Origin of the sequence: Methyloversatilis sp. NSM2 (genome assembly GCF_038066675.1) — a bacterium.
GTDB lineage: Bacteria > Pseudomonadota > Gammaproteobacteria > Burkholderiales > Rhodocyclaceae > Methyloversatilis > Methyloversatilis discipulorum_A.
The window spans coordinates 1-23,241 of the sequence record NZ_JBBUKV010000004.1 but is presented as its reverse complement, the minus strand read 5'-3'; the positions used below and the strand labels follow the sequence as shown (position 1 = coordinate 23,241).

Here is a 23,241-nt window from a genome sequence, read left to right as displayed (position 1 = left end):
CTCGGGCACCGTGCGGGTGTTTGTATCGCCGATGGCAGCCTACGATGCCGTCAGTCTGCGCCAGCTCGAACGCACGGTGCTGGTGCCCGAGGAACAGCGCCGTTCGCGCGCCATCCTGCGCCCGCCCAGTCGCGAGGCCTTCATTGCAGCGCACGCGCTGAAGCGTCTCGTGATGCGCGCACTGCTCGGGCATGCCCCCAGTTTCGCCTGTGAGGCGGGCGGCAAGCCGGTGCTTGCGGGCCATGCGCTGCATTTCAACATCAGCCACTGCGACAGCCACGTCGCGCTGGCGCTGCACAGCAGCGCGCCGGTCGGTGTAGACGTGGAGTCGGTGCCGATGCGGGTGTCGATGCCGCAGGTCATGCAGGCTGCGCTGACGGCGAGCGAACGCTCGCGCGTGATGGCGGAGAGCGACCCCGAGCGCTCCTTCCTGATCCACTGGACGGCCAAGGAGGCCTACGTGAAGGCAACCGGCGAAGGCCTGGCGCGCGGCTTCGACACGCTCACGCTGGGTGCTGGCGCAGGACCGCTTCATCTGCTCGGTGAACGGGTCGCCGCGCACAGTCTGCACTGCCGCTCAGCCCGCGAGCACGTGCTGTCGGTCTGCGCCCTGGGCGGAAAGGGAGACGTGGTGCAGGAGGTGCGGATCGAGTCTGTCATCTGTTCGCTGCGCGGTGTCGAGGTCCTGCGCTCGCGGTAGCGCGGCCGCCAGTCAAAAAAGGATAGGAATGATTCGCACTCCTGTTTGATCGGACTGTGGGATACTTTTGCGCACCCGAATCCGGTCGCTCCAATGACAGATCCCTCCAGCTCTGCCGTCCTGACATCGACGCTGCGCGCCGTGCTGCGCCCGGTGGTGCGCTTGATGCTGGCGCGCGGGGTCACCTTGCCGCTGGCGGTCGAGTTGCTGAAGCGCGTCTATGTGCAGGTTGCGATCGAGAATGCCGGGCGTGACGGACCGGTCACCGACAGCCGGGTGAGCCTGCAGACCGGCGTGCATCGCAAGGACGTCAAGCGGCTGCGCAGTCTGCCCAGCGCGCACGCCGATCTGCCGCGCAATGTGTCGCTGGGTGCGCAACTGATCAGCCGCTGGGTGGGGCAGGCGCCGTGGCGTGATGCGACCGGTGGCGCGCGGCCATTGCCGCGGCTGGCCAGCGCGGGCGGCGATGAGTCTTTCGAGGCGCTGGTTGCGTCGGTGAGCAAGGACATCCGTGCGCGACCCGTGCTGGACGAGTGGCTGCGACTGGGTATTGCCCACCTGAATACGCGCGACGAGGTCGTGCTGAATACCGGCGCTTTCGCGCCGCAGGACGGCGCCGACGAACAGCTCGCGCGTTTCGCGCTGCACGTCGGTGACCACGCGATGGCGGCAGTCGACAATCTGCTCGGTCAGGGCGATTCGTGGTTCGAGCGCGGCGCGCACTATCGCGGGCTGTCGGCGGCGGCGGCGTCGGCGCTGCATGCACGGGCTTCGGAACTGGGTGCAAAGGCCCTGCAATCGCTGGAGCGCGACGCAGGCGCCGGCGCCCGGTCAGCCGACGATGCAGGTCGGCGACTCACGGTCGGCGTCTACGTCTACGCGGAGCACGACAGGCAGCGCTGAGCCTGACGTTTCATTACGCAGTCAGCACGCCCAGATGTTCGACCTGTCCCGCCAATGCGGCGCCGAGCAGTGCGTGCTGGTCGGCGTCCAGATGCACGCCGTCGTGCGGGCTGGTGCTGATCACACGCCCGGCGTCGAAGAAGGCGCAGCCCAGTTCTGCGCACACCGTCCGCAGCGCATCGGCCAGACCGACGCATTTCGTATCCCCGCCAACGAATTTCTGCGCGATCGGGCCTTTCGGCGAACCGATAGGCGGTGGCGCGACGACCAGAACCGGAGGCACCGGCATTCCGGGTTCGATCGGTGTTTCGCGGATCGCGCGCACCAGCGTTGCCGTGCCCTGGGCCGAGTGCCAGGCGGTGTGTGGATGCATGGACTGGAAGTCGTTGGTGCCCAGCATCAGCACCACCAGCGACAGCGGTGAGTGGATTTCGATGCGCTGCGCCAGTCCCGTCAGTCCGTTGCGGCCCGGCTTGAACGGATCGTCCCACACGGTGCGGCGGCCGTTCAGGCAGTCCTCGATCACGCGCACCCGGCGCCGGTCGCCGTTGAGCGCGTTTTCCATCACACCCGGCCAGCGGCGATCGAAGTCCAGCCGCTGCCGCGTGGTCGGCACGATGCCCCAGGACAGCGAATCGGCATAGACGAGTATCTGCTGCATCAATGCCTCCATCAAAAAATTAAATGAATGCGCGGGCAGTGTGACACGTCGCCGATGCTGCGATGCGCAAATGCCGGTCGCGTGCGCCGCGCCTGCGCCATCTCGCGGGCGATCGGTCCTGCCGCGGCGCCGGAGGCGTGATCCCGCATGTTCATGGAATGGCGGGTTCGGGGCAGGGGAGCAGGGTCTGACAATGTTCCATGTCACTGATTCGGTGGCAGTTCCGGGCGCTCAAGGCGATAGGGAGGACGCCGTAAAGTCGGTCGTTGCCTGCACTGGAGGAGAACCGGCGGGCAGCGACTTCCGCCCATCACCGCTGGAGAGATAACGATGACAACGCGCTCGACGAACTTGCCCGACAGCCTGGCCGAGCAGGCCGCCCCACCGGCGCAGCGCGTGGACCTGCGCCGGTCGAATCATCTGCGCATGGGCAGTTTCGGCTTCTGTGCGCTGTTCTTCGCGCTGTTCGGGCTGGCCGCCGCCTTCGAGCTGGTGAACCCGCGAGCCGCCGCGCTGCTCGCCTGTGCCGCCGGCGCGATGATCGCCTTCGCCGATGCGCTCTATATCCGTCAGATGGACCACACGATCGCGCTGATGGCCGACGCGCTGGCCGACAGCGGACGCGATGTGAACGATCTGTCGAGCGAATTCGTGCTGCCGGAAAGTTCGCCGGTGAAGGCGATCAGCAAGCTCATCGCCGAGCGCGACGGACGCGTGCGCGACATGGTGTTCCGCGTGCGCCGTGGCACCTTGGGAGCAGCCTGCCATACCGCCCATCTGACGCGCTCGCTGCGCGATACCGCGGGTCTCGCGCAGTCGCAGCGGGCGCTGGCCGAGCAGGTATTCGCCGCCAGCGAAACCTCGCGCAGCGCGGTCGATAGCGCACGTCAGCACGCCAATGATCTGGACGAGGCGACCACGCGCCACCTGCAGGCGGCGCGCGTGTCGCTGGAGGAACTGCAGTCAGCGGCCGCCCGCGTCGACGAGTTCGAGGCGCGCGTGCAGGCCTTCAACCGTACGGTGCAGCAGCTGCAGAACCAGTCGGCGGAAATCAGCCAGGTGGTGCAGATCATCAGCAGCATTTCCGACCAGACCAATCTGCTGGCGCTGAACGCGTCGATCGAGGCGTCGCGTGCCGGCGAGAACGGCCGCAGCTTCGCCGTCGTCGCCGACGAGGTGCGTTCGCTGGCCGAGCAGGTCAAGGCGGCGACCGAAGGCGTGAGCCAGAACATCGACCGGATGAATCGCCTGGTCGCCGGCACGCGCAGCGAAACCGACGACATCCGCGACCACATCCTGGCGACCGGCGAGGCGGTGCGCCGCGCCTCCGGTCGTTTCGGCAGCATGGTCGGCGAGTACGAGGTGATGGGTGAGCGTATCGCGCGCACCGGCGACGCGATACGCAGCCTGAGCGACACCAACGACCGCATCCATACGCTGGTCAGCGACATCCACACCGGCTGTGACCAGGTGGCGAGCCTGATGCTCGACGGCGAACAGAACCTGACCAAGGTGAGCCGCTCGACCGAACGCATCCAGGATCTGGCCGCCTCGTTCCGCGTCGGCTCCGACCAGCTCGAATCCATCGTCGGCGCGCTCGGCCGTTACCGCGACCAGTGCAGCGCCGCGGTCGCCGGTGCGGCGACCGTGCTGGTCGACGACGACGGCGAGGAGGTCGCGCCGCGCGCCGGTCGCGTTGCCGCGCTGCCCGAGGTCACGCGTGCGCTTGGCGCACTGCGCGGCGAGGTGAGCGCCGTGCGCTACGCGCTGGTGACCAATCCGTCGGGGCAGGTGCTGGGCAGTGCCGGCAGCTGTCCGGCGCCGGCCGACATCGCCCGGCGGGCGGCAAAGAGCGAGCGCGCACTGCTGATGCAGCCCTTCGCGGCCGACGACGGCACGCTGTATTTCGACATTGCCCTGCCTATCCGTCGCGGCAACCGCAACTGGGGCACGCTGCGCGCCGGCGTGCCGGCCGAACTGATGCTGGCCGCGTAAGCGGCCACGACCACCGAGATCGGGAGAACAGCATGCTTTCGCACGAACAGATGCGGCAGGTGGAGCAGGGCGGCCGCACGCAGCACGCGGTCTATGTCTATGAAGCGCCGGTGCGGCTGTGGCACTGGATCACCGTGCTGGCGATGACGGTGCTGATGGCGACCGGCTACTTCATCGGCACGCCCTTCCTGATGCTGCCGGGCGACGACGCAGGCATGTATCTGATGGGCTATGTGCGCTTCGCCCACTTCGCCGCCGGCTACGTCCTCGCCATCGGCTTTGCCGGTCGCATCTACTGGGCGCTGGTCGGTAACGAGCACGCGCGGCAGATCTTCATGCCGCCGCTGTTCAAGCTCGCGTGGTGGAGCGAGGTCATGTTCGAACTGCGCTGGTATTTCTTCCTCGAGGACAGACCGAAGAAGTACGTCGGCCACAACCCGCTGGCCGCAGTGATGATGTTCTTCCTGTTCGTGCTCGGTACGCTGTTCATGATCTTCACCGGCTTCGCGCTGTACAGCGAAGGCGCCGGCCACGGTCACTGGAGCGGCGTCATGTTCGGCTGGGTGCTGTGGCTGATCGGCGACAGCCAGACGGTGCACAGCCTGCACCGGCTCGGCCTGTGGCTGCTGCTCAGCTTCATCGTCGTCCATGTGTATGCCGCGCTGCGCGAGGACATCATGAGCCGGCAGAGCATCATCTCGACGATGATCAGCGGCTGGCGTTCGTTCCGCGATTGACCGGCGCTGCGCGTCGGCGGCGGTGCAGCGCGACGCACGCCAGCACCGCGAGGCCGGCCGCCAGCATCTGCAGCGCCGACGGTTCGGGCACCTGAGCGACGACGACGTTGAACACGACGTCGTCCACCGTCGCCTCGCCCTGCGCCGGATCGCCCGACAGCTGGCCGCCCGCAGCGATGACGATGCGGTGCATGCCGGCGAGCGACAGTGTCAGCGTCTCGAACAGCGAGTCACCCGGGCAGGCGAAGGCGGCGACGCAGCCGGACAGAACGTGGGCGATCTCATTGCCGTCGAGGTCGTAAGCCGTGAGGCCGTTACCGGGAATGTCGACGTCGCCCAGCGTGACGCTGAAGAAGTCGGTCACCGCCGGACGGAACATGTCGGCCGGATCGACGAAGGTGAGCGTGATTCCGCGGAAGCCGCCGCCGTTCAGACTGTTGAGGCCGCTCGCCGCGCAGCAGCCGGCGAAGACGGTCGCCGCGCCGTAATCCGAGCCGATCAGTACACCGCGATCGGCGTACTGCGTGCTGACCACGGTGTCGCGCGGCAGATCTTCGAAATCCAGCGTCACGCTTTCCGAACGGGCCAGACCGCTGCACAGCAGCAGCGCAATCATCAACAGGGCTTTCATTCGAATCTCCGTCCGGTGGCCGTGCCGCAGACGGGTGCAAGAAGCGAGCCGCATTTGCAGGCGGCTGATTAAAATGAAAAATTCTGTGTCGGATTACGCCGCCGGCCAGACGCTGTCAATTCCTTCGACATGCGTCCGCCGGCTGCACGCAGGATCAGGCGCCGTCCGGCCGTACGTTCGGAACACTGCCGTCCGATCGCCCCTTGAGGTAGGCGTACAGGTCATCGAACTTGTCGGCGAGATAGGGGTGACCCGGCATGCCACGCTCCAGCCGGCCATCGATGACTGCGTGCCGTACTTCGTCCTTCGAAAGTCTCTTCAGAGATTCGATCAGCGACGGGCCGACCATGCCCTCCTGCGCTGGGCCATGACAGCGCTCACAGGCGGCCGAGCGCCAGGTCTTCCAGCCCTTCACGATATCGCCGCCGGCGACCGCCGTGCCGTCCGCCGGCGCGGCGCTCGATGCCGGCGCAGGGGCGGGCTGACCGGACGGAATGGGACGTGCGTTCTCCGTGGTGTCGGGCGGGGTCTTGCCGTTCGGCGTGGTCGGCGCGTTCTGCATCGTATCGGCCGGGGACGGCGGCGTCGCGCCCGGGCCCGGCGCATCGGGCAGCGGTGACGCGGCGGGAGGCGAGGGCAGAGCCGGGGCGGCGGTATCCGCCGCGGGTGCGACGGCATCGGCCGACGGCGCGGTGACGGGTTTCGGCGGGTCCTGCGGCTTGTCACAGGCGGCGAGCAGCAGGGCAAGGCTTGCGACGGCGAGATGCGTGGTTTTCATGACGATCCTCCAGTCTGTTGTGGGCGGGAATCGGTTGCTGTCGACGATGTTAGGCCGGATGTGACCGGATGGTGCGCGTTGTAGTCCTGTGCCGACGGTGCGCATGCTTCGTGGCATGCTGCGCCTTCCACAAGAACAGCCGGAGGAGACGCATCCGTGAGCAGACTGTACGACCCGCAGCACCGCAGCTTCCAGGACGAGTTCGGCACCCGCGCGATGGCCGACCGCATCGAGGAACTGGCCTGCCGCACCGAATTCGACGACGACAGCCGGGGCTTCATCGAGGCCATGGACATGTTCTTCCTGTCCACCGTCGATGCGCGTGGCCGACCCACGGTGTCGTACAAGGGTGGCGACCCCGGCTTCGTGCGCGTGGTCGACGAGAAGACGCTGGTGTTCCCCAGCTACGACGGCAACGGCATGTTCTATTCGGTCGGCAACATCGCGCAGAACGCCGAAGTCGGCCTGCTCTTCATCTCCTTCGAGAAGCCGCACCGCATCCGCGTGCAGGGCAGGGCGACCGTGTCGCGCGACGACCCGATGATGGCCTTCTACAACGAAGCCGATTTCATCGTCCGCGTCGAGCTGTCCGAGCTCTGGCAGAACTGCCCGCGCTACATCCACCGCTATCAGCGCGTCGACCGTTCGCGTTACGTGCCGCGTGCCGACTGCGAAACGCCGCTTGCCGAATGGAAGCGCATCGACCTCGTGCAGGACGTGCTGCCTCCGGCCGACGCGGCACGTGCCCAGGCGGCCGGAACGGTTGCGATCGAAGAGTGGATGGAAAAAGTGAAGACCGGCCACCCCGAGGCCTGATCACGCACCGACACGCGCCTGCGTCCGCTCGCAGGCGCACTCAAGCGGCCGCAACCGTCTGACCCGAACACGTGGCAACTTGCGTGTCGCCGCGGGATTGCGGTCGTCCGGCGGTCCCGGCAGATGTGTCCTCCGGCCCGGGTGGCGACAGTCGCTGGCGAGCCGCGCACGCCGCGCGACCTGTCTCGCGGGTCCCGGGTACACCCTCAGGGCGCCTCGCCCTCTTTCCGTTCGACGAATTCCCGGGTGTTTTGGGAGGGGTGCCTGAATCGACCGGGAGTTCCTCACCGCATTGCCGGGGAATCCAAACGACCTCAATTGTGTAATTGAGTGCCGATAGTCCTCGCTCACATACTCGCGCCACGTTTCCGGGGGGTATCCGGAATCGTTCATATATTTGTCATCCAATTATTCCCAAGGCATCGTGATTGCGGTTCTGGACGGCCGTATGTCGTGTCGTGGAAGAAGGGAGGGCAAACAAACAAAGAGCCGAGATTGAGGAGAGGAAATGATCAAGCCATGCGTTGGGGGCGTTTGCAGTCTGTCCGTTCTGTGCCTGATGGGAGCGGTCGGAAATGCATCGGCCGAGGTGATAACGCTACCGTCCGTCAAGGTGGAAGCCGAATCTCTTACCCACGAAACCTATCTGAAGAATGAGTCCACCACCGCCAGTCGTGCCGATCTGACGATCAAGGAGACGCCATTCTCGATCACGGTTTTTCCTAAACGGATCATTGAGGAACAAGGGGCCAGAGATCTTTCGGATGTGCTGAGGAATTCGGCCTCACTCAATCAGGAGAGCAATAACGCCGGCCGGCAACCCGCGTTCCGTTCGCGCGGTTTCCTGCTTAACGATTCATATGGCTATCTGTGGGACGGGCAGCCGCTGTTCGGCCTGCACTCGCCGTCGATCGAACTGATCGAACAGGTGGAATTCTTTCGCGGTCCCGCCTCGTTGCAGTACGGGCGTGCCGAGCCGGGTGGTCTGGTCAACCTGCTGCGCAAACGTCCGACCGACGAGCGGTTCGCGACGCTGCGCCTGAATACCGGGACACACGGCTACAGTCATCAGCATCTCGATGCAGGCGGACGCTTCGGCGAGGACCGCCGTTTCGGCTATCGCGTGAATGTCGCCAGCGAGAATAGCGACAATTATCGCGACGGCATCTACACCGATCGCCTTGTTGGCGGCGCATCATTCGACTGGAAGATTTCTGATTTCGCGAAGCTGACGCTGTTCGCGGATTACGCGAAAATCGATGTGCCCTACGATACCGGGCATGTCATCTACAACGGTCGCCCGGCCGATATTCCCTGGAAGCGCAATCTGGATCTGCGCAACGGTCACCATGATTCGGAGAATCAGACCTTTGGCTACGACCTGAATGTCATTCTGTCGCCGAACTGGAAAATCCGAAACCAGTACACCTATCAGGACTACTACATCGACCGTCTGGAGTCGTCAAAAGCCAACCTGAACCAGAACAATGGCAATTACACATTGCGTCAACGCCGTCAGACCACCGATGCCTACAGCCACAATTTCAGTTTCGACCTGATTGGCGATAACCGGCTGTTCGGCATGCGTCACCGCACGGTGCTCGGCGTGCAGCTGACCGAACTTGACCGCACCCTGTTCGCGAGCAACCAGATCAGTTACGCCAGCAACATTTTCAATCCGGCGACGATCAATATCCTGCCGGTCACGCTCAATACCGCTCCCACGCTCAACGATACGAGCTACGGCGGCATCTATGCCGAGGATTTCATCGGACTGACCGACCAGATCGACTTCATGGTCGGTGTGCGCGCCGACAAGTTCCGTGAGACGACGATCAATCTGTCGGCTGCGACGCCGGTTCGCGAAACGGTCACGGAAAGCGCCGTGACACCACGCTTCGGTCTGGTGTATCGACCGATAGAGCCGCTGTCGCTCTACGTGAGCAGGAGTCGCGGCTTCAAGCCCAACGGGCTGGCGTCGCAGGGGACCAACGCGGGCGAGATACTGGCTCCGGAGCGTTCCGATCAGATCGAAGGGGGCTTCAAGCTGTCGTCGCGCGACAACCGCTTGCAGTTCAATGCCGCGGCTTACGAGATCAAGCGGGAGAACGTGGCCTTCTACGATGCGGGCGACAACTTCACCCGGCTGATTCCGGGTCAGCGCCATCAGGGCCTGGAGTTCGAACTGATCGGCGAGCTGATGCCCCGCTGGCGCGTGTTCGCGTCGTATGCGGTGATCGATGCCGACGTGATCGGCGGCGCCAACGATGGGCGCAAGCCGCAGACGGTGCCGGCCAAGTCGGCACGGCTGTGGACCTCGTACGACTTTGCGGGCGCACTGTCCGGGGTGTCGGTATTCGGCGGTGTGTTCGCTCAGGAAAGCACTTTCGCCGACGCGGCCAACACGGCCGAGTTGCCCGGCTACGCACGCGTCGATGTGGGGGCCACGCTGCGACACCGCGTCGGCGAACGGTCAGTGCTGTGGCGCCTGAACATCGACAATCTGTTCGACCGCCGCTACTACTTCGGCAACAACCTGCTGTCGATCACGCCTGCGCAGCCGCTGACCGCGCGCATCGGTCTGGAGATTCCGCTGTGATCGCGGGCACCCTGCGTCCGCTGCTTGCCGCGTTGGGAATCCTTGCGGCGGCCTCGGCCTCCGCCGCCGGTCCGCTGCCGCTGATCGATATCGAACTGGTCGCCGACGGCAGCACGGTGTTTGCGGGAGAGGGCGGCGTATTCACCGAGTTTCCGTTTGCGCCATCGATGGACGGTGACGCCATCGTGTTCGTGGGTCGCCGTGCCGATGGACGCATCGGCATCCATCGCAGTGTCCGCGGCCGGATGAGCACCGTGGTCGACAGCTCGACCGCGATTCCCGCGGGTCAGGGGCGATTTACCGGCTTTGGCGGCGCCCCGGTCGCCGTCGGCGGCGTGACCGCCTTCAGCGGGCTGGGGGCTGACGGCCAGCAGGGCATCTATCTGGCGGAAGCGGGGCAGGTCCGCCGCATCGCCGATCTGACGACAGTGATGCCGGGCTCTGACCTGCGTTTCGCCTATCTGAAGCGCCCGGCCTTCGACGGTCAGCAGCTTGTCTTCATGGGGCGTGCTTCGGACAAGGGGCGTGCCGATGCCGAAAGTCCCTATCAGGGCAGCTATCGCTACGATCTGCGGTCTCATCGCCTGGATGCCGTCGCGAGTTGGTTGCAATCCGTTCCGGGCGGCGATCAACGCTTCGGCCGCATGGACGACACCTCGACCGCGGGAGGGCGATCGCTGATCACCGCCTACTCGACCGATGGCCGCCCCGGCATATGGAGCGGGGAGGGAGAGCGGCTGGTCGCGCTGCTGGATACCGGCAGTGCGGTACCCGGGCGCGCCGGCGAGACCTTTCTCGGCTTCAACGACGCAGCGTTCGAGCGCTCGTTCGAGACGGGGAACTTCGCCTTCCGTCTGGCAGTGGACGGCAAGGCGCAAAGCGGTGTCTATGCCCGGGTCGACGGTCAGCTGCAAAAGGTGATCGACATCGACGCCGAGTTCTCCGGCGGCGCCGAGAACTTCAGCGGCTTCCGTGCACCGGCCATGCACGGCGATCGTGTGTTCTTCATCGGCGAGAGCCCGAGCGGTCGCCAGGCTATCTACGCATGGCGCAAGGGCAAGCGCTTTCCGGTGATCTCGCGCGACATCGAACTCGGCGGCCGCAAACCCAAGACATTCAAACTCAACCAGGAAGCGGCTGGACCGGAGGGCGTCGCTTTTCACGTCACCTTCGAGGACGGTTCGACCGCAATCTACTATGCGCGCCTGCGAGAGAAGCCGGGCCGCGTCGTACTACTCGACTCGCTTCACGGCCGCAGCGGAGGTCAGGTGCAGGGCGGGCAGTTCGTGGAGGGTGGAGGGTGGACGGTGCTCAACGATCACGATCGCATCGTCTGGAAGCTGCCGCCAATGCCGCCCAACGGCATGCTGGAGGTCGATGTCCGCAACTTCGACCCGCGCAGTCAGCTGACGGCGGACAAGAACATATTCCTTGGGCTTTGGGGCACGCTGTTCCAGAACCACGAAAGGATGGGTCTGCCCGATACGGACAACTGGGAGTTCCGCGTCGGGACCGCACACCCGCAGTTCAAGGTCGAGTACCACGCACGCGGCTTCGGCAAGGCCGCTGAATGGGTGCCGTTCGATGGCCCGTTCGATCCTTCCCACACCTACCGCATCCGTGTCGAGTGGCAGGATGGTCGCGTGCGGACCTCGGTTGACGAGCGGGTGCTGTACTTCGAGGGTTTCACGCATGAAGCGGTCGATCGCTTCAATTACCTGCACCTCGGCACCTCGTCCCATTTCGCCGGCAAGGCCACCCGCGGCCCGGTCTATTCGAACGTCAGATTGATCGCCTTCGACGACTGAGGTCCCGGCGGACGGCATTGCCGTCCGTGCGCGTCATGCCTACAGGCGGAAACGCCCGGTCAGCTCATTCAGACTGCCGGCCAGCGCCTGCAGGTGGGTGACCGAACTGGCGAGCGTATTCACCGCCGACTGGTTCTGTCCGGACATGCTGGCAATGTGCTCGACGTTGCCAGCGATATCGCTGGCGGCGCGGCTCTGCTGTTCCAGCGCCTGGTTGATGGCGCGCACCTCGTCGGCGGCAACCGTTACGGCGCGGTGCGCGACGGTGATGACGCCGGCGGCCGAATCGCTCGACGACTCGGCGACACCGACGGCGTTGCGCCCCTGCGTCAGCGCATCCGACAGGCCGGCGGCACGCTCCGACAGCGAGCGGGTGATGGTGTCGATCGCGGCGGCCGAGGTTCCTGATTTCTCGGCCAGCTTGCGCACCTCGTCGGCCACCACGGCGAAGCCACGACCCTGTTCGCCAGCGCGTGCCGCCTCGATCGCTGCGTTCAGCGCGAGCAGATTGGTCTGGTCGGCGATCTCGCGCACTTCGCGCGTCATTTCGGTGATCTGGCGGGCGTTCTCGACAAAGGCGTCGGCAGCGCCCGACACCTCGTTCATCACGCTTGCGGTGCGGCCGATCGAGCCGCGCAGTTCGGTCAGATGGGTCTGCGCCCGGGTCGACTGATCGAGCGACTCGTCGGCCTGCCGTGCCGCATTGCCGGCGTTGTCCGCCACCATGCGGATGGCGGCGGTCACGTCCTCGATCGACGACGCGGTCGAACTGGCCGCCTGGGTCTGCGCGCTCGACGCGGCGGCAACCCGCTGCGATTCGCTGCCGACCACACCTGAAGCCTCGACCAGCGACTGTGCCGACTGCTTGAGCTGCAGCACCAGCGCGCCCAGATCCCTGCGGATGCGCTCGGCGCTCTGCGCGATCGCGCCCAGTTCGTCGCGTGTCGTGCAGGCGACCGGCTGATGGAAGTCGCCGCTGGCCAGCCGTTCGAGATCGGACGACAGCGTCTTCGCCGGGCCGATGATGGTGCGCTGCAGTGCCCACAGGAAGAGGCCGAAAGCGACGACGACGACGACCGCGAAGGCGGCGCCGGTCAGCATGAGCTTGTTCAGTGTGGCGGCGCGGATCGCCAGCGCCTCGGCGCGCGTGATGTCGCCGGTCAGCGTGTCGATGGCCGACCACTCGACGCCGAGGCCGACCACTGCGGCGACCAGCAGCGCCGCGGTGCCGCCGCCGCAGATGACCAGAAGCTTGTTGCGGATGCTGCGAGAGATGAAGTCCATGAGCGTTCCCGGCGGAAAATTGGTGTGCGGATCAACCCCCGGTTTAACGACCTGTTTCGCGCAAACTTGTGTCGATCGGACGGCGTTTCTGCGGACATTTGACCTATATCAGTCCGGCGTGCCGTGCCGGCGCCGGCCGTCCGGGCGAACCGGCGGCTGTACATGCGGTCTGTCCCGCGTCGCGGCGCGTTCCAGTCGCCGCAGTCTGGGGAGTCATTCATGTATTGGCGCATCTTGCTCATGCTGGCCGCCGCCACAGCCACGCCCTTGAGGGCCGAGGACAGGCCGGCGCAGGCCGGAGATTTCATCGAGGTGTTTCAGGGCCTGTTCGGCGAGCACAGGGGCGAGCGCAAGGGCCACGCCAAGGGTGTCTGTGCGGTCGGCAGCTTCACCGGCAGCGCCGAAGCCGCCCGGATGTTCAGTGCGCCGCTGTTCTCGGGTACGCGCTGGCCGGCGCAGATCCGCTTCTCGATGGCCGGCGGCGACCCGGCGGTCGCCGACAACGCACGTTCGCCACGCGGGCTGGCCGCGCAGTTCGAGCTCGGCGACGGCCGCGTGCACAACATCGCCACGCTGAGCACACCGGTGTTCGGCGCGGCCACGCCGGAGAGTTTCCTCGGCCTGCTGCGTGCCTCGCTGCCCGGCCCGGACGGCCGGCCCGATCCCGACAGAGTGGCTGCTTACCGCGCGGCACATCCGGACACGCTGCCGCAGTTCCGCTGGCTGCAGCAGAACCCGCCTCCGTGGAGCTACGCCAGCGCGCAGTACTTCGGACTGCATACCTTCCATTTCGCGACGGCAGAGGGCGAGCGCGCGGTGCGCTGGCGTCTTCAGCCGCGCGACGGCGTGCGCGGCCTCACCGATGACGAGCGCGGCGGCGCCCCGCGCGACTTCCTCGCCGCCCGGCTGGGCGAGCGGGTGGCTCGCGGTCCGGTCCTGTTCGACTGGATCGTCACGCTCGGTCAATCGGGCGACAGCGAGTCCGACCCCTCACTTGCCTGGCCGGAGGGGCGCACCGAACTGGTGGCGGGCACGCTGTCGGTTACGGCTGTCGGGGGCGACGCGTGCACCGGTCTCAACTTCGACCCGAACGTGCTGAGCGAAGGCATTCGTCCCGGCGATGATCCGATCCTGAAAATGCGCTCGCCGGCTTACGCCATCTCCTTCGGCAAGCGTCTCGGCGGGCGCTGAACCGGCAGCTGCAGCACGTTCATTCAGTCAACAGGCGAGGTTCGCAGCGCACCTCGGTCAGCACCGAGTTGGCGATGAAGCACTGCTCGTGCGCCGCGTGGTGCAGCGCCGTCAGCTCGGCAGCCGTCGGTGCGCCCTCTCCGCCGAAGTGCACCGACGGCCGCAGCGTCACCCGCGCGATATACATCCTGCCGTCGGCGTTGCGCGCAAGTTCGCCCTCGGCCGCGTCCTCGTAACGATCCACGACCAGCCGTTTGAGCGCCGCCAGTTGCAGGAAGGTGAGCATGTGGCAGGCCGCCAGCGCGGCGACGAACGCCTCTTCCGGATCGACCGCGTCCGCCGCGGAATAAGGCAGCGGCACCACATGCGGCGACGACGAGCCGGCCACTTCGACGCCGCCGTCGAAGCGGATCAGGTGACGGCGACTGTAGCGCTTGTCGATGAAGGGCTGGTCCCCGCGGGACCAGACGATTTCGGCGGTGTGAAGTGACATGGCGGCGGTAGTCAGAAGCCGCAAAACTGTTCTTCGCAGGGAATGCCGTCGCCGTCGCCGTCCATCTTGGGATCAGGACAGTTCTGCAAGAAGTATCGCGCCTCCGCGCAGGACGTCATCTGGCTGCAGTGCTGACGGCCGTCACAGCGAAAGCTCTCGCTCGAGAGACGAACGGGAGTTGCGTCGACCACCTTCGCATTACGCGAAGGAAATCGTTGCGCGTACTCGTGGTAGATCACCCAGCCGAAACCTGCGATGAATGCGATCGAAGTGAGCGTGCCGAGCAGCCCCGATCCGCTTCGTGTGGACTGTCGGGGGCTGTCGCGTCGTGTCGCCGTCACACGAACCGGGCGCTCGACCACCGTTGCCCGCTTGCGTCCGCGTTCGTCGGTCGCAATGTCGAACAGCAAGGTTTCACCGACAGCCGGTCGTCGTCCATCGCGCGGAAAAGCGGAAACATGCACGAAGACCGGGTCGCCGCCGGAACGCGGTTCGATGAAGCCGAAGCCCCGGTCGTCCTGCCACTTCGTCAGTTTGCCTTCGATGCGATTCATGGCGGCTCTCGGGAGGGGCAATTGCAGATGAACGCATCATTATGAGCGTGGCCCACAGTGCCGGGAAGTGGCGTCCTGCCCGCTTGAGCGATACCGGGTCGACAAGACGGCCGCATGATCTCACTGCCAGCGGCAGCCGCGCTCGTAGATCAGCGGCTCGTCCACCAGCACCCCTTCGGCGACCGTGTCGTGCTGCATTGCGTCGATCAGCACCGGACGTCGCGGCGCACCGTCCATCCGTAGCAGGTAGCGGCCGCTGGCGGCCAGGTCGGCGTGCATCAGGTAGCACTTCAGGTGCTGCGGAAGGAAGGGGAAACCATAGGGCACGTCACTGAGCCACAGCACGCGCTCGCCGGGATGCAGCACATAGCTGAAGGCGCGGGCGCGGCTGGACACCTGCACGCCCGGCAGCGGCTTCTCGTCGACCGCGCGCAGCAGCACGGGGTGGTCGGTATCGATGTCCAGGCGCACTGCGCCGGTGTCCGCCAGTTCGGCACCGTCGACCGGCACGATACCGCGGGTCAGTGCGACGCAACCGTGCAGTGCGACGGTCAGTGTCAGCAGAACGAAGCGGTGGAATCGCATCGCCGGGTGTGCTCAGCCGCCGCGCTGACCAAGCAGCCGCAGCGTCTGGCCGTCCGGCCGCCCATCGTAGAAAGCCGCCAGCGCAGCGCGGAAGCAGAGCTGGTCCGGCGCCACCTCGGCGAACAGGGTCAGGCAGGAGCGGAACTTCAGCGCGTCGACCTCGCCGAGGATGTCTTCCGGGCGCCGCCCGGCGTGGGCGAGGACGGCGTCGACGCATTCGACCAGTCGTACGCCCAGCAGCGGGTGCGCGATGTAGGCGGCCGCTTCGCTGCGGTCGGCGATGCCGTACTCGCGCGCCATCTGGCTGCGTCCGAGGTCGCGCAGCTACGGCAGCACGTACCAGATCCAGTGCGTGCGCTTGCGGCCGTCACGCAGTTCCTGCAACGCCTGCGTGTAGTCGCGCGCCTGGGCCTGGACGTAGCGGTCGAGTGGATCGGCTGCGGGCGGATTCATGTGCGCGATTGTGCGCCGACGAGGCCCTGGACAGTCGTTACCTTGCTGCGGCGCTCGCGCGGAAAACGGATGCTCTGGGGATCGAGGAAATCGAGCACGTCCACCAGCGCGTTCTGCAACGCGACCAGCCGTGGGCGGGCTGCGGCCGGATCGGCGCTCAGTGCGCGCACGTCCTTACGCAGATTCTCGACCAAGGGGTCGTGGCCGACAGCCAGCCGGTCGAGGAAAGTGGCGTAGCCGACGCACGATGGCCCGCGGGCGTCCTCGACAATCATGCGTTCGCCTATCGCCCGCTGCTCGCCAGCGAAGACGCGGAACAGGCGCGAATGGCGGTCGGTCTGGAAGGTGCCGGTAAGGTCGTCCTGGATCTTCGCCAGACGTCGGGTTGCTTCGTCCTGCCCGAGATCGATGTACTGGATGTCGCGGCGGACGATTTCGGTCCAGGCGAAGTACTGGGCGATCAGGAATGCGGTGTTGTCGATGACGTAGGCGCGCTCACGTTCGTCGCCGCGTTCAAGATGCACTGCCAGAAGGTTCTGCTGCAGGATGTTGTACAGCCTGCTTTGCAGATCGTAGGCCGCTCGCGCAAGCGGCTCGCGGTAGCGGGCGGTTGCACGTTCGGCATCGAAGCGGCGTTGTTCGGTGACACGCAGGCCTTCGAGATCTGCCGCCAGCCGGGTGGTCCTGACCTGGCCCCACAGTGCAATCGCGGCGGACGCCAGCGCGACCGCGGCCGAGATCAGGGCGAGGACCAGTTCGATCTGCATGCGTCCGCTTCCTCCGGTCGATACTTGCGAGTGCAGCGGGGCTCCGTTGCCGGCGCGCAGTGGGCCCCCTACCGCCTGATCGTCCGGCGACGCAGAGCGACAGCGATCAGGGACAAGCCGCCCGCGAGCAGCACGGCGGCAGAAGGCTCCGGTACGGCACTGACCCAGGCTATCGGTTGTGCAGAAGCGAGCGTGACGCCATCCGGCAAGGTCATGCGCAGGCTGATGGTCGAGGTCGCGTCGATCGTGGCGAGCGAGTCGTCGTCGACGGTGACCGATCCGGAGAACTCAAACTCGAAGTCCGCCCGGCCGCCGGGGGCGATGGTCAGCTCGCCGAAGGACATGCCGTAGTCGATGCCGCCGATCTCGTTGGCGCGTACGTCGAGCAGTGCATTGCCGGTCGTACTGGCGCCGGGCAGCAGGGTGCCGCCAGCACCCAAGGGCGATTCGAGGTAGGTCTGACTGAACAGGCTCTGTCCGCCGCTGCCGGTTGTTCCGCTGACCCGGAAGAAACCGCCCACCATGCGTTGCACACCGGAAATGCCGCTGCCCAACGAATGCGAAAGCAGCGCGTCGACATCGACCGCTATCGACCGCGCGGCGAAGGTGATCGGCACATCCCCCGGATTGGCGACGCTGAAGAAGAAGCCGACCGACGCCTGCCCTCCACGGACGCCGCCGCCCGCCGGTCCGGTCGTGTAGAGCTGGCCGACACCGCTGCCGAGGTCGAACTGCGCCGCCGATACGCCGACGTCCGCCTGCGCCGACCAGGCGTCGCGATCGTCGATGGCGGCCGCAGCGCCGAGGCTGGAATCGAAGGCGTAGGCGCCGGCCTCGGTGAACGACAGGTTCAGCAGCGGCGCCGCGGCCCGAACGGGTGTGGCGATCAGCAGGCTGGTGACAGCCAGTGCAGCGAGCCAGCGGGGGCGGACGGGCATGATCGGTCTCCTGTTGTGCGGGCCGGCATCGCATCGTCGATGGCGGGCGCAGCGCGATGACTGAAACCTAGTTATGTACCGCCGATCATGTCAAGGAAATGAACCGTTCGAGGCCCGATGTCGTTGCGCGGTCGTCAGCGCTTCGCCGCGCGCGCCTGCCGCTGTGTCCGTCGAGGTAGAGCCAGGGCACGCCCAGCCCGCCATTGCCGTGGTCGTCACCGGGTGCGAAGAAACCGACGCCGTACAGACCGTAGCCGTCGGCATAGAAGATTTCGCCGGACGGCGCCGTCCAGCCGCGGCGGGTGGCTTCGGCACGGGCCAGTCCGAGCACCGTTGCGAGGTCCAGCGTCGGCTCGATCGGCTGGTCGGGCGGCTGTGCGTCATGCTGTCGAAGGGATTGGGGCTCAGTGTCGGCAGCAGGCCGGTCGAGCCGTCGCCCGCGTGACTCCAGAAAATCCCTAGCGGGCGGAGGGTGATTTGCACTGGAGCGACCGTGCCCGGCGGCCCTACGCTGCAGGCCTGATCTTCCCGGATGTGCCCTCATGTTCCGTATCGCCCCTGTTGCGCTGGCATTCGCCGGCGCGTTGTTCAGTGCGGTCTCGATCGCCGCCTCGCCCTGGGCTGGCGATCTGGCCCCGATTGCCGCCGCCGACTGGAACCGCGCCCGCGCTGCGCACCTGCTCGAACGGGCGGGCTTCGGCGGTACGCCGGAAGAGATCGACGCCCTTGCCCGCATGACCCCGGCCCAGGCGGTGCGTCGCATGGTCCATTTCGAGGGCGCGCCGGCCGTGGCACTGCCGCCGTTCGAGCATTCGGGGGTGTTCGAGGCGGGGCTGGACCCGTTTCCCGCCAGCCGTCCGGCCACCACCGACCTCGCGCGCGACAGCGGCGAGGCGCTTGGCGTAACGGTCAAGGCGGGCGGCAACCGGCGCATGCAGCCGGTGGTGAACAAGTTCTTCTACTGGCTGCGCGCGAGCAAGCTCGAAACCGACCGCGTCGCCTACTGGTGGGCGAACCGCATGCTCACGTCGCCGCGCCCGCTGCAGGAGAGGATGGCGCTGTTCTGGCACGGTCACTTCGCCACCAACGAAGACAAAGTGCGTGACTACCGCAAGATGCTGAACCAGCTGGAACTGTTCCAGAACCAGGGCCTGGGCAGTTTCCGCACGCTGATGATCGGCGTCGCGCAGGACCCGGCCATGCTCTCCTTCCTCGACGCCGCGGTGAATGTGAAGGGCGCGCCGAACGAGAACTTCGCGCGGGAGATCATGGAGCTGTTCACGATGGGCGTCGGCCACTACAGCGAACACGACATCCGTGAAGCGGCGCGTGCCTTCACCGGCTGGAACTACCAGGGTGTCGCCTTCCACGTCGACGCGGCGAAGCACGACGGCGGCGCGAAGGAGGTGCTGGGCCGGCGCGGCAACTACGACGGCGTGCAGGTGATCGACATCATCCTCGACCAGCCGGTCACGCCGCGGTATCTCGCCAGCAAGCTGTACCGCCACTTCGTACGCGAGGATGTCGACCCGGCGCTGGCCGAGGAACTGGGCCGGCGGCTGAAGGCGGTCGATTACGACATCGCCGCCTTCCTCGAAATGCTGTTCATGTCGCGCGATTTCCACGCGCCCGAATCGGTGGCGACGCGCATCAAGGGGCCGGTCGAGCTGGTGGTGTCCACCTACCGCAAGCTGGGCCTGACCGAAGTGCCGGGCGTGCCCGATTTCAATCAGACCACTGCCGCGCTGGGCCAGCGTCTGATGCACCCGCCTACGGTGGCTGGCTGGGCTCAGGGCCGCAGCTGGATCACGCCGGGTCTGCTGCTGGAGCGCGGCAATTTCGCGCTCGACGTCGCGCTGCCCGACATCAACTACATCCCGGGCGACCGCTACCCCGGCGCACAGGCCGGCTACGAAATCCGCGACATCCACGAGCGCGTGCGCAGCGGCCTCGACCTGAGCACGGCCACCAAGCCCGGCGGCGCGGATGGCGGTGTCGACATGATGGCGATGTCGAGCATGAACGGCGATCGCAACGAGGACTTCAACACGCGTTACGGCAGCTACCGCGGCTGGCAGATGGCGGTCGAGCGCGTGAAACCGATTCCGCGCACGGTGGCCCGGCTGGATCTCGCCGGCATGGTGCTGAAGGCAGGCTGTCGCACGCCGGAAGAGGTCGTCACCTACATGGAAGGTCGCTTCCTGTCGGTGCCGCTCGACGGCGCCACGCGCAACAAGCTTGCGGCCTTCCTCGAAAAGGAACTGGGTACGCGCGACCTGCCGGCTGCGGCCAGTTACGCCGAAGATCCGCTGCGCCTGCTGCTGCACGTGCTGCTGAGCCGTCCGGAATATCAACTGGGTTGAGGCGAGGGCAGGGCGGACGCAGGGACTTCCCGGCGTCAACTTGCCGTTCCTCTGGAGAAAGCACATGAACATCGATCAGAAACGCCGCCGCATCCTGAAGGCCTCCGCCGGGCTCATGATCCCCGGCGTATGCGGCACCATCGCGCGTGCGGCTGCTGCCGCCGAAGCGCAGGACCGCATCCTCGTCGTCTTCGAAATGTCCGGCGGCAACGACGGCCTGAACACCGTCGTGCCCTACGCCGACGACCGCTACTACCGGCTGCGGCCCAACATCGGCATCCGCCCGGACAAGCTGCGCAAGCTCGACGAGCACTTCGGCCTGAACCCCGGCATGGCCGGCTTCGAGCGGCTGTGGAAGGACGGCCAGCTGGCCATCGTGCACGGCTGTGGCTACGACAACCCGTCGTTCTCGCACTTCACGTCGATGGCCTACCTGCACACCGCCGCACCGAACAGCGGCGACGACTACGGCTGGGTCGGCCGGCTGGCCGACACCATGTCGCCCACGCCGCAACCGAACTACCTGCTCAACATCGACGCCACGCAGTCGCTCGCGGTGCGCAGCCGCATCCACACGCCGGTGGTGTTCGACGAGCCGGAGCGTTTCATGCGCAGCGCGGTGCACCCGACGCGCGCACTGCTCGACGACGTGAGCGTGGCGAGCACGGACAACCCGTCACGCCGCTTTCTCGAACAGGTGGCGGTCAGTGCGCGCGAATCGTCGCTGGCGGTGCGCGAGGCGTGGTCGAACTACAAGACCAACCAGGATTACGGCATCGCCCCGCTGGGTCTGCCCAAGGTGGCCGCCTGCATCGCCGCCGGTCTGCCGACGCGCCTCTATTACGTCGGCTACCGCAACAACGCCTTCGACACCCACGTACAGCAGGCTGACCTGCACCAGCGCCTGCTCACCTACACCTCGGACGCGATCAGCGGCTTCCTGCGCGACATGGAACGCCTGGGGCAGGCTGACCGCGTGAGCCTGCTCATCTTTTCCGAGTTCGGCCGCCGGGTGCCGGAGAACACCAGCCTGGGCACCGACCACGGCACCGCCAACGTCATGTTCTTCGCCGGCAAACAGGTGAAGGGCGGCCACTACGGCACGCCGTCCGACCTCGGTGCATTGGACGCCGGCGACAACCTCGTCCACACCACCGACTTCCGCTCGGTCTACGCCAGCGCCATCGACGGCTGGCTGAAGCTGGGCGCGGCGGACAAGGTGCTGAAGGGGCGTTTCGCGCCGGTGCCGGCCTTCGGCTGAGCCCGCCCGGTCTTCCGGTGCGCTGCTTTCAGCGCTGCCGCTCGGTAGTGCTTCGCCGCCGGGTCGCCCACAGGCCGGCCGCGCCGGCGCTTGCCAGCAACGCGGCAGTCGATGGCTCGGGTACCTCGTTGGGCGGCCGGAAGTCGAAGGTCGCCGAGAAGGCGAGGTCCTGGCCAGCCGTGAATCGCCATTGACCGGAGAGCAGCTCGTCGAGATCGCTTTCGGCATCCCAAGGAATGTTGTAAGCGCCGCCGCCCAGATCCGTATTCGCGGTCGCGAGGCGCAGGCGCGAATCGTCCGGGATGCGCAGTTCGAAGTTGGTGGCGAACAGGAACATCATGTAGGTGCTGCCCGCCGTCACTTCGGCGTCGATGTCGAAGGTGTAGGTGTCGAAGTCCATGCCTGCCGTCAGCGGCACCGTCACCGGCGCGCTCGAATAGAGCAGCGGGCCGACGACATAGCGCGTGAACGGGTTGTACTGCACCAGATGTGCGGTGAATTCCACCGGGACGGCATTGGTGTTGCTGCCCTTCAGCGCGTCACTGAGCAGGAAGGTGAAGTCGAGCAGGCGGTTGCTGCCGGTCGGTGCCACCAGGAACTGCCCCCAGCCGGAGAAGCCGGACGAACCGAAGTCGCCGATGCTGCTGCTGCCGTCCCACGACGACAGCGTGCTCACGACGATGGGCGCAGCCAGCGCCGGCGTGCCGCCCGCGACGCCGAGCAGCAATGACGCGATCAGAACGATTCTCTTCATGTGGTGATCTCCCGGTCAGAACGGTCCGCGACCCGCTGTTGCCCGCAGGCGCAGCGCAGTCTGGCCGGAGGCGGCGCCCACGATCACGCGGACGCGGCTTCCGGAGTGCGGCGCTCATTCTGTTCGGTTGGCTCGCCTCAACGCAATACGCATATGCGCGTAGTGCGCGCCGGAGGTGGCGGTGAGCTGGCTGGGCGTTCAGCGTGCGTCCGGTTCGCTCCGGTTCGACGTCATGTAGGCGATCAGCGCCATGCGCATCGCCTCTTCGACCGACATGTCGACCTTGGTCACCCAGGCGCGCGGCACGAACACGGTGTAGCCGCCGATCATATAGCCCATGGGCAGGTACACCGCGACCTGGTCCTCCAGTTCCGACAGCCCTGCAGGCAGTCCGTCCATCGATTGCCGCGTCACCAAGCCGACGATGCCCATCTCGTTGCCGGGCATGCGCAGCAGCACCACTTGCTGCGCCGATTCGCCGTTATGCGGCGCGAAGTAGTCGGCGAAGTTCTTCAGCGACGAATAGATGCTCTTGACCACCGGCAGATTGGTGAAAGGCAGTTCCACCAGCGACAGCAGGCGCCCGGTCTCCGGTCGCGACACCAGCATGCCCAGGCCCACGATGAGCACGGCGCTCAGCGCGATGCCCAGGCCGGGCAGATAGAAGTCACCGGTGATCGGCCGCACCATCATCATCGCCAGACTTTCGGTCCAGGTGACGAACAGCACCAGCACATAGATGGTCAGCGCCAGCGGCAGGAAAGTGATCAGGCCGCGGAAGAAATACTGGTAGAGGCGATGCTTGTTCATTGCAGGTGATTCGGGATGGAGGCGTGCGGAGCATACCGTGTGCCGCAGGCGCATGCCGGTCCGGCCGCGGATCGGGCGCAATCCCTGTAGATACTGTTATCCGAGTCAAGCACCGTGAGCGGTTGGGTCAAAAGGTTTGCCGGATCGGAGAACGCCAAAG

General features: G+C 66.3%; 22 protein-coding genes and 1 pseudogene. 10 read left to right on the top strand and 13 right to left on the bottom strand.

Features of this window, described 5'->3' with window-relative positions; translation table 11 throughout:
- Nucleotides 1-31 precede the first annotated feature (31 nt).
- Both WJU27_RS07715 and WJU27_RS07710 read left to right on the top strand, forming a co-directional pair.
- Entirely contained in the window at nucleotides 32-700 is a 669-nt protein-coding gene (locus WJU27_RS07715; protein WP_341421687.1) for a 4'-phosphopantetheinyl transferase family protein, read from the top strand.
- A 93-nt stretch (nucleotides 701-793) separates the two neighbouring features.
- The gene (locus WJU27_RS07710; protein ID WP_020164205.1) at nucleotides 794-1,603 is read left to right on the top strand and encodes a DUF6502 family protein; all 810 of its coding nucleotides are present in this window, start codon (nucleotides 794-796) and stop codon (nucleotides 1,601-1,603) included.
- 13 nt (nucleotides 1,604-1,616) lie between these two features.
- Here the strand turns inward: WJU27_RS07710 and WJU27_RS07705 are convergent, their stop codons facing one another.
- A complete protein-coding gene (locus tag WJU27_RS07705; RefSeq protein WP_341421686.1) occupies nucleotides 1,617-2,264 on the bottom strand; it encodes an SGNH/GDSL hydrolase family protein in 648 nt (215 codons plus the stop codon).
- A 330-nt stretch (nucleotides 2,265-2,594) separates the two neighbouring features.
- Between WJU27_RS07705 and WJU27_RS07700 the strand changes: the two genes are divergently transcribed.
- Both WJU27_RS07700 and cybH read left to right on the top strand, forming a co-directional pair.
- Complete coding sequence (locus WJU27_RS07700; RefSeq protein ID WP_020164207.1) at nucleotides 2,595-4,259, top strand: methyl-accepting chemotaxis protein; 1,665 nt, start codon at nucleotides 2,595-2,597, stop codon at nucleotides 4,257-4,259.
- Nucleotides 4,260-4,291: 32 nt separating this feature from the next.
- A complete protein-coding gene (gene cybH, locus WJU27_RS07695; RefSeq protein WP_341421685.1) occupies nucleotides 4,292-4,996 on the top strand; it encodes a Ni/Fe-hydrogenase, b-type cytochrome subunit in 705 nt (234 codons plus the stop codon).
- On the opposite strand, the gene WJU27_RS07690 is transcribed toward cybH, so the two are convergent.
- The gene (locus WJU27_RS07690) at nucleotides 4,968-5,627 is read right to left on the bottom strand and encodes a PEP-CTERM sorting domain-containing protein (protein WP_341421684.1); all 660 of its coding nucleotides are present in this window, start codon (nucleotides 5,625-5,627) and stop codon (nucleotides 4,968-4,970) included. The two genes, cybH and WJU27_RS07690, sit on opposite strands and share 29 nt — an antisense overlap.
- Before the next feature lie 154 nt (nucleotides 5,628-5,781).
- Nucleotides 5,782-6,405, bottom strand: a complete 624-nt coding sequence (locus tag WJU27_RS07685) for a c-type cytochrome (protein ID WP_341421683.1) — start codon at nucleotides 6,403-6,405, stop codon at nucleotides 5,782-5,784.
- 156 nt (nucleotides 6,406-6,561) lie between these two features.
- Between WJU27_RS07685 and WJU27_RS07680 the strand changes: the two genes are divergently transcribed.
- From WJU27_RS07680 to WJU27_RS07670, 3 genes are all read left to right on the top strand, one after another.
- Nucleotides 6,562-7,221 (top strand): pyridoxamine 5'-phosphate oxidase family protein, encoded by a 660-nt coding sequence (locus tag WJU27_RS07680; protein ID WP_341421682.1) that lies wholly within the window; start codon nucleotides 6,562-6,564, stop codon nucleotides 7,219-7,221.
- A 508-nt stretch (nucleotides 7,222-7,729) separates the two neighbouring features.
- Nucleotides 7,730-9,820, top strand: coding sequence for a TonB-dependent siderophore receptor (locus WJU27_RS07675; protein WP_341421681.1), 2,091 nt, complete (start codon nucleotides 7,730-7,732; stop codon nucleotides 9,818-9,820).
- Nucleotides 9,703-11,628, top strand: a complete 1,926-nt coding sequence (locus tag WJU27_RS07670; protein WP_341421680.1) for a DUF7453 family protein — start codon at nucleotides 9,703-9,705, stop codon at nucleotides 11,626-11,628. The genes WJU27_RS07675 and WJU27_RS07670 overlap by 118 nt, the downstream gene beginning before the upstream one ends.
- A gap of 39 nt (nucleotides 11,629-11,667) precedes the next feature.
- Here WJU27_RS07670 and WJU27_RS07665 read toward each other — a convergent pair whose 3' ends face one another.
- On the bottom strand, nucleotides 11,668-12,912 hold the full coding sequence (locus WJU27_RS07665) for a methyl-accepting chemotaxis protein (protein WP_341421679.1): 1,245 nt from the start codon (nucleotides 12,910-12,912) through the stop codon (nucleotides 11,668-11,670).
- A gap of 219 nt (nucleotides 12,913-13,131) precedes the next feature.
- Between WJU27_RS07665 and WJU27_RS07660 the strand changes: the two genes are divergently transcribed.
- The gene (locus WJU27_RS07660; RefSeq protein ID WP_341421678.1) at nucleotides 13,132-14,103 is read left to right on the top strand and encodes a catalase family peroxidase; all 972 of its coding nucleotides are present in this window, start codon (nucleotides 13,132-13,134) and stop codon (nucleotides 14,101-14,103) included.
- A gap of 19 nt (nucleotides 14,104-14,122) precedes the next feature.
- Here the strand turns inward: WJU27_RS07660 and WJU27_RS07655 are convergent, their stop codons facing one another.
- From WJU27_RS07655 to WJU27_RS07625, 7 genes and pseudogenes are all read right to left on the bottom strand, one after another.
- Nucleotides 14,123-14,596, bottom strand: coding sequence for an OsmC family protein (locus WJU27_RS07655; protein WP_341421677.1), 474 nt, complete (start codon nucleotides 14,594-14,596; stop codon nucleotides 14,123-14,125).
- Between the two features lie 11 nt (nucleotides 14,597-14,607).
- A complete protein-coding gene (locus WJU27_RS07650) occupies nucleotides 14,608-15,150 on the bottom strand; it encodes an excalibur calcium-binding domain-containing protein (RefSeq protein WP_341421676.1) in 543 nt (180 codons plus the stop codon).
- A 120-nt stretch (nucleotides 15,151-15,270) separates the two neighbouring features.
- Nucleotides 15,271-15,735: a hypothetical protein gene (locus WJU27_RS07645; RefSeq protein ID WP_341421675.1), complete on the bottom strand. Its 465-nt coding sequence runs from the start codon at nucleotides 15,733-15,735 to the stop codon at nucleotides 15,271-15,273.
- Nucleotides 15,736-15,747: 12 nt separating this feature from the next.
- Nucleotides 15,748-16,188 (bottom strand): annotated as a pseudogene (locus WJU27_RS07640) (DUF1810 domain-containing protein).
- Nucleotides 16,185-16,955 carry a hypothetical protein gene (locus WJU27_RS07635; RefSeq protein ID WP_341421674.1) on the bottom strand — a complete coding sequence of 257 codons (771 nt, stop codon included), beginning with the start codon at nucleotides 16,953-16,955 and terminating at the stop codon, nucleotides 16,185-16,187. Before WJU27_RS07635 ends, WJU27_RS07640 begins: the two are co-directional and overlap by 4 nt.
- Nucleotides 16,956-17,023: 68 nt before the next feature.
- Nucleotides 17,024-17,893 carry a PEP-CTERM sorting domain-containing protein gene (locus WJU27_RS07630; protein WP_341421673.1) on the bottom strand — a complete coding sequence of 290 codons (870 nt, stop codon included), beginning with the start codon at nucleotides 17,891-17,893 and terminating at the stop codon, nucleotides 17,024-17,026.
- Nucleotides 17,894-17,978: 85 nt separating this feature from the next.
- Complete coding sequence (locus tag WJU27_RS07625) at nucleotides 17,979-18,224, bottom strand: hypothetical protein (RefSeq protein ID WP_341421672.1); 246 nt, start codon at nucleotides 18,222-18,224, stop codon at nucleotides 17,979-17,981.
- Between the two features lie 211 nt (nucleotides 18,225-18,435).
- On the opposite strand from WJU27_RS07625, the gene WJU27_RS07620 reads away from it, so the two are divergent.
- Nucleotides 18,436-20,256 (top strand): DUF1800 domain-containing protein, encoded by a 1,821-nt coding sequence (locus WJU27_RS07620; protein ID WP_341421671.1) that lies wholly within the window; start codon nucleotides 18,436-18,438, stop codon nucleotides 20,254-20,256.
- A 64-nt stretch (nucleotides 20,257-20,320) separates the two neighbouring features.
- Nucleotides 20,321-21,517, top strand: a complete 1,197-nt coding sequence (locus WJU27_RS07615; protein ID WP_341421670.1) for a DUF1501 domain-containing protein — start codon at nucleotides 20,321-20,323, stop codon at nucleotides 21,515-21,517.
- A 28-nt stretch (nucleotides 21,518-21,545) separates the two neighbouring features.
- Here the strand turns inward: WJU27_RS07615 and WJU27_RS07610 are convergent, their stop codons facing one another.
- Both WJU27_RS07610 and WJU27_RS07605 read right to left on the bottom strand, forming a co-directional pair.
- Nucleotides 21,546-22,271 carry a PEP-CTERM sorting domain-containing protein gene (locus WJU27_RS07610; protein ID WP_341421669.1) on the bottom strand — a complete coding sequence of 242 codons (726 nt, stop codon included), beginning with the start codon at nucleotides 22,269-22,271 and terminating at the stop codon, nucleotides 21,546-21,548.
- A 198-nt stretch (nucleotides 22,272-22,469) separates the two neighbouring features.
- Nucleotides 22,470-23,081, bottom strand: a complete 612-nt coding sequence (locus WJU27_RS07605) for a DUF502 domain-containing protein (protein ID WP_341421668.1) — start codon at nucleotides 23,079-23,081, stop codon at nucleotides 22,470-22,472.
- Nucleotides 23,082-23,241: the final 160 nt, after the last annotated feature.